Source organism: Desulfosalsimonas sp. (assembly GCF_046483245.1).
In the GTDB taxonomy this organism is placed as follows: domain Bacteria; phylum Desulfobacterota; class Desulfobacteria; order Desulfobacterales; family Desulfosalsimonadaceae; genus Desulfosalsimonas.
Genome location: NZ_JAWODO010000131.1, coordinates 1 through 4,421, shown reverse-complemented (window position 1 = coordinate 4,421; position 4,421 = coordinate 1). Strand labels below are relative to the sequence as shown.

4 protein-coding genes are annotated in these 4,421 nt (G+C 59.0%); 3 read left to right on the top strand and 1 reads right to left on the bottom strand.

Annotation, left to right across the window (positions count from 1 at the left end; genetic code table 11):
• Positions 1-331: amidohydrolase family protein (locus R6U41_RS11315; RefSeq protein ID WP_410269943.1), on the bottom strand; the 331-nt coding region annotated here is incomplete at its 3' end.
• A gap of 269 nt (positions 332-600) precedes the next feature.
• Here R6U41_RS11315 and R6U41_RS11310 point away from each other — a divergent pair.
• From R6U41_RS11310 to dinB, 3 genes are all read left to right on the top strand, one after another.
• Positions 601-1,935: an amidohydrolase gene (locus R6U41_RS11310; protein WP_410269942.1), complete on the top strand. Its 1,335-nt coding sequence runs from the start codon at positions 601-603 to the stop codon at positions 1,933-1,935.
• 9 nt (positions 1,936-1,944) lie between these two features.
• The gene (gene ade / locus R6U41_RS11305) at positions 1,945-3,657 is read left to right on the top strand and encodes an adenine deaminase (RefSeq protein WP_410269941.1); all 1,713 of its coding nucleotides are present in this window, start codon (positions 1,945-1,947) and stop codon (positions 3,655-3,657) included.
• A gap of 27 nt (positions 3,658-3,684) precedes the next feature.
• A partial coding sequence (dinB, locus tag R6U41_RS11300; RefSeq protein ID WP_410269940.1) for a DNA polymerase IV occupies positions 3,685-4,421 on the top strand: 737 nt, incomplete at its 3' end.

Genomic DNA, 4,421 nt, shown 5'->3' with positions numbered 1-4,421 from the left:
ACAACAGGGTGGCGGCATGCACGGTTTCCGGATGGATATGGGCGGCCTCGGCCGGAAAAATATGGCCGGTAAGCCATTTATCCAGGGCCAGGTCATCGGCCAGGCCGCGAAACAAAGACATGGGCAGGTGGGTGTGAGTGTTGACCAGCCCCGGCATCACAATACCGCCGCAGGCATCAATGACCTGCCGGGCTTCGGCTGGATTGCCGGTCCCGTCAGAACCCACAAACTCAATGCGCCCGTCTTTTATGGCCACCGCCCCGTTTTCAATGATTTCAAAATCCGGGTTCACCGTAACCACCATGGCATTGCGGATCAAAATATCGGCCACCTGCCCCAAAACCGTCCCCTTTGTATGATTGACGAACGTGAAAGGAAGCCCCTCAGAAACGCCTTGTAAGTCACTTCAAAAAAGTTGCTGTTAAGGTCCCGCGGGCTTCGGCCCAGGGTGAACGCTGCCAAGGAAGTTCAAGGTCGGGGTCGGTTTGTAAGCGACATTGACCGTTTACGGAAAACTCCGTAAACGGTCAGGAGCGAAATAACCAAAGTCCGACCGCAGGGCTTCCTTTCACGTTCGTCAATCATGCAAAGGGGACAGTTTTGGGGCAGTTGGCCGATATTTTGATCCACAATGCAGTGGTGGTTACGGTGAACCCGGATTTTGAAATCATTGAAAACGGGGCGGTGGCCATAAAAGACGGACGCATTGAGTTTGTGGGTTCTGACGGGACCGGCAATCCAGCCGGAGCCAGACAGGTAATCGATGCCTGCGGCGGCATTGTGATGCCGGGGCTGGTCAACACCCACACGCATCTGCCCATGTCTTTGTTTCGCGGCCTGGCCGATGACCTGGCCCTGGATAAATGGCTTACCGGCCATATTTTTCCGGCCGAGGCCGCCCATATCCATCCGGAAACCGTGCATGCCGCCACCCTGTTGTCATGTGCGGAAATGCTGCTGTCCGGCACCACCGCCTGCTGTGACGGTTATTTTTATGAAAATTTTGTGGCCGAAGCGGTTGCCCAGGCCGGGATCCGGGCGGTGCTCGGACAGGGCGTCATTGATTTTCCGGCCCCGGACTGCCCGGATCCGGCAAAAAACATAGACACGGCCCTGGGGTTTGTAGATCAATGGAAGGACAAAAATGCCGGGATCACCCCGTCGATTTTCTGCCATTCCCCCTACACCTGCTCGGAGCAAACTCTGCAGCGGGCAAAACAGGCCGCAGACAAGGCAGGGGTGATTTTCCAGATCCACGTGGCGGAAACCCGAACCGAGGCGGAAAACGCCAACATCGGCCAAAGCCGCTCTGTGGCGGCTTATCTGGCGGATTTGGGGGTGCTGGGCCCAAACACCCTGGCGTCTCACTGCGTGTGGCTCAGCCCTGAGGATATTGCCATTTTTCAAGACACGGGCACAAAAGTCAGCCACAATCCCGAAAGCAACATGAAGCTGGCCTCGGGCATTGCTCCTGTGCCGGCCATGCTGGCCGTTGGTATTTGCGCGGGGCTGGGAACAGACGGGTGTGCCAGCAACAATAACCTGGACATGTTTGAAACCATGGGTTTTGCCGCAAAACTCCACAAGGCCGCGGCCATGGACCCAATGGTGATGGATGCCCAAACCGTTGTGCGCATGGCCACCATCCAGGGGGCGGAAAGCCTGGGCCTGGATCATCTCATCGGCTCTGTGGAGCCGGGCAAGGCCGCTGATCTCATTGTCATTGACACCCGAAGACCGCATCTGTGTCCCCTATATCACCCGGAATCCCACCTGGTTTACGCTGTCCGCGGCGCAGATGTCTCCCATGTGCTGGTTGACGGCAGGTTTCTGGTGGAAAACCAACGGCTGCTGCACATGGATGTTGGGGCGGTGATGGCGGAGGTCAACCGGATTTGTCAAAGGGTGGCGCAAACCGATAAACACCAACCATAGAGGAATTTCATGGACATTTCCGGCCTGATTGCCGCAGCCCGGGCTGCGGTGCCCGCAGACCTGCTGATCACAGACGCCCGCATTGTCAACGTGTTTTCCGGGCGGATCACCAAAGGCAGCATTGCCATAAAAGACGGATACATTGCCGGAATCGGCGACTATCCGGCCCTGCAGACTGTTTCGGTCAACAACGCTTATGTGTGCCCCGGCCTCATTGACGCCCACGTGCACATTGAAAGCGCCATGACCAGTGTTTCGCAATTCGTGCGGGCGGTTTTGCCCCACGGGGTGACCACGGTGGTGGCAGACCCCCATGAAATCGCCAATGTCATGGGCACAGACGGCATTGCCTACATGCTGGCGGCAGCCGAAAAACAGCCCATGAACATCTATTTTACGCTGCCCTCCTGTGTCCCGGCAACAAACATGGAAACCGCGGGTGCGGTTCTCGATGCCCGGAGCCTCATGCCGCTTTTGTCCCATCCGCGGGTTCTGGGCCTGGGCGAAATGATGAATTTTCCCGGGGTGATTAACGCTGATGCCGGGGTCCTGGAGAAAATCCGGGCGGCGGCGGATCATCACAAATCCGTGGAGGGTCATGCCCCGGGGCTTTCGGGAAAGGACCTGGCGGCCTACCTGGCCGCCGGCATCACAAGTGATCATGAATGTGTGTCTGCCGCCGAGGCCATGGAAAAACTCAGCCTGGGCATGCACATCATGATCCGGGAGGCCACGGGCGCAAAAAACCTTGATGACCTGCTGCCAATTGTCAATGACAAAACCGCCGGCCGGATCATGTGGTGCACAGATGACCGCCATCCCCAGGATCTTTTAAACCAGGGCAGCATCGATTATATCATCAGGCGGGCCGTGGGAAGGGGCCTTGATCCGGTCACGGCCGTGTCTCTGGCCACCATCAACCCGGCCGCCTACTTCGGCCTGCACCGGCTGGGGGCCATCGCCCCGGGCCGCCGGGCTGATTTGGTGGTGGTACAAGATCTGCAGCGCTTTGACATTTCTTCGGTTTATTGCGCCGGGATTCTGGCGGCAGAAAACGGGGAGGCGGTTTTTCCCGATCCCGGAGCCGAGCCCGGCGGTTATCCGGGTTCCATGAACGTGGGCAATTCCGACCCGGATTTTGCGATCCCCGCCCGGGGCCGCAGGGTTCGGGTGATTGGTCTGTGCCCGGGCCAGATCACCACACAAGGTCGCATCCTGGAAGCCCGGATAAAAGACGGGCATGCCGTGTCCGACCCGGGCCGGGATCTGATCAAGCTGGCCGTGGTGGAGCGCCACAAGGCCACGGGCAATATCGGCCTGAGTTTTGTCACCGGCTTCGGGCTGCGGTCCGGGGCCATTGCCGGCAGCGTGGCCCATGATTCCCACAATATCATTGCCGCAGGTGTGGATGACGAAGACATCTGCGCGGCTGTCAGGGCCGTCATTGACATGGGCGGGGGGCTGGCCGTGGCTGCGGATCAAAAGACAGCCGCGTCTTTGGCCCTGCCCATTGCCGGGCTCATGTCGGATCAGGCCCTTTCTGCGGTGCAGGACAAGATTGAAAACCTCAACCAGGCGGCTGCAGACCTGGGCTGCGCAATGGCGGATCCGTTTATGGCCCTTTCCTTTTTGGCCCTGCCCGTAATCCCGGAGCTGCGGCTTACGGACAAGGGATTGGTGGACGTGGTGCAGTTTGCTCGCGTTCCGGTGTTTGCGGATTGATATGAGAAAAAAACAAAGACTTGGGCCATGATTGTTCACGTGGACATGGACGCGTTTTTCGCGTCAGTGGAAAAAAAAGATGATCCGGCGCTGGCAGGCAGGTGCGTGATCGTGGGCGGGATCTCGGACCGTGGGGTGGTGTCTGCGGCCAGCTATGAGGCCAGAAAATATGGGGTTCGCTCAGCCATGCCCATGTACCGGGCCCGCCGCCTGTGCGCCGAAGGGGTTTTTCTCTCCCCCAGGCCCTGGCGGTACAAGGAGCTTTCCCGGCGGATCATGAATATTCTGTCCGGATTTTCCCCGTTGGTGGAGCCGGTGTCCATAGACGAGGCCTACCTGGATATCACCGGATGCGCCCGCCTTCTGGGAGATCCGGAATCCATCGGCGCGCAGATCAAGCAGGCCGTCCGGCAGAACACGGGCCTTACCTGCTCGGTGGGCATCGCGCCCCTGAAGTTTCTTGCCAAGATCGCTTCGGATCTGGAAAAGCCCGACGGCCTGGTGGTGATCCCTGCGGAACAAACAGCCGATTTCATTTACAGCCTGCCGGTGCAGAAAGTGCCCGGTGTCGGGCGGGTGGCCGGGGAAAAACTGCAGCGCATGGGCATTTCCACCCTGGGGGATGTGGCCGGCTATGACAAGGCTGTTTTGGTTCGGCATTTGGGCAGTTTCGGCACGCGGCTTTATGAGTTTTCAACCGGTGTTGACCGCAGCCGGGTCACCCCGGTGCGGCCCGTGAAATCCGTGAGCTCCGAGCAGACCCT

Bases quoted from the DNA above. Each gene is read 5' to 3' on its own strand.
- ade (WP_410269941.1), top strand. From the start codon at position 1,945: ATGGACATTTCCGGCCTGATTGCCGCAGCCCGGGCTGCGGTGCCCGCA.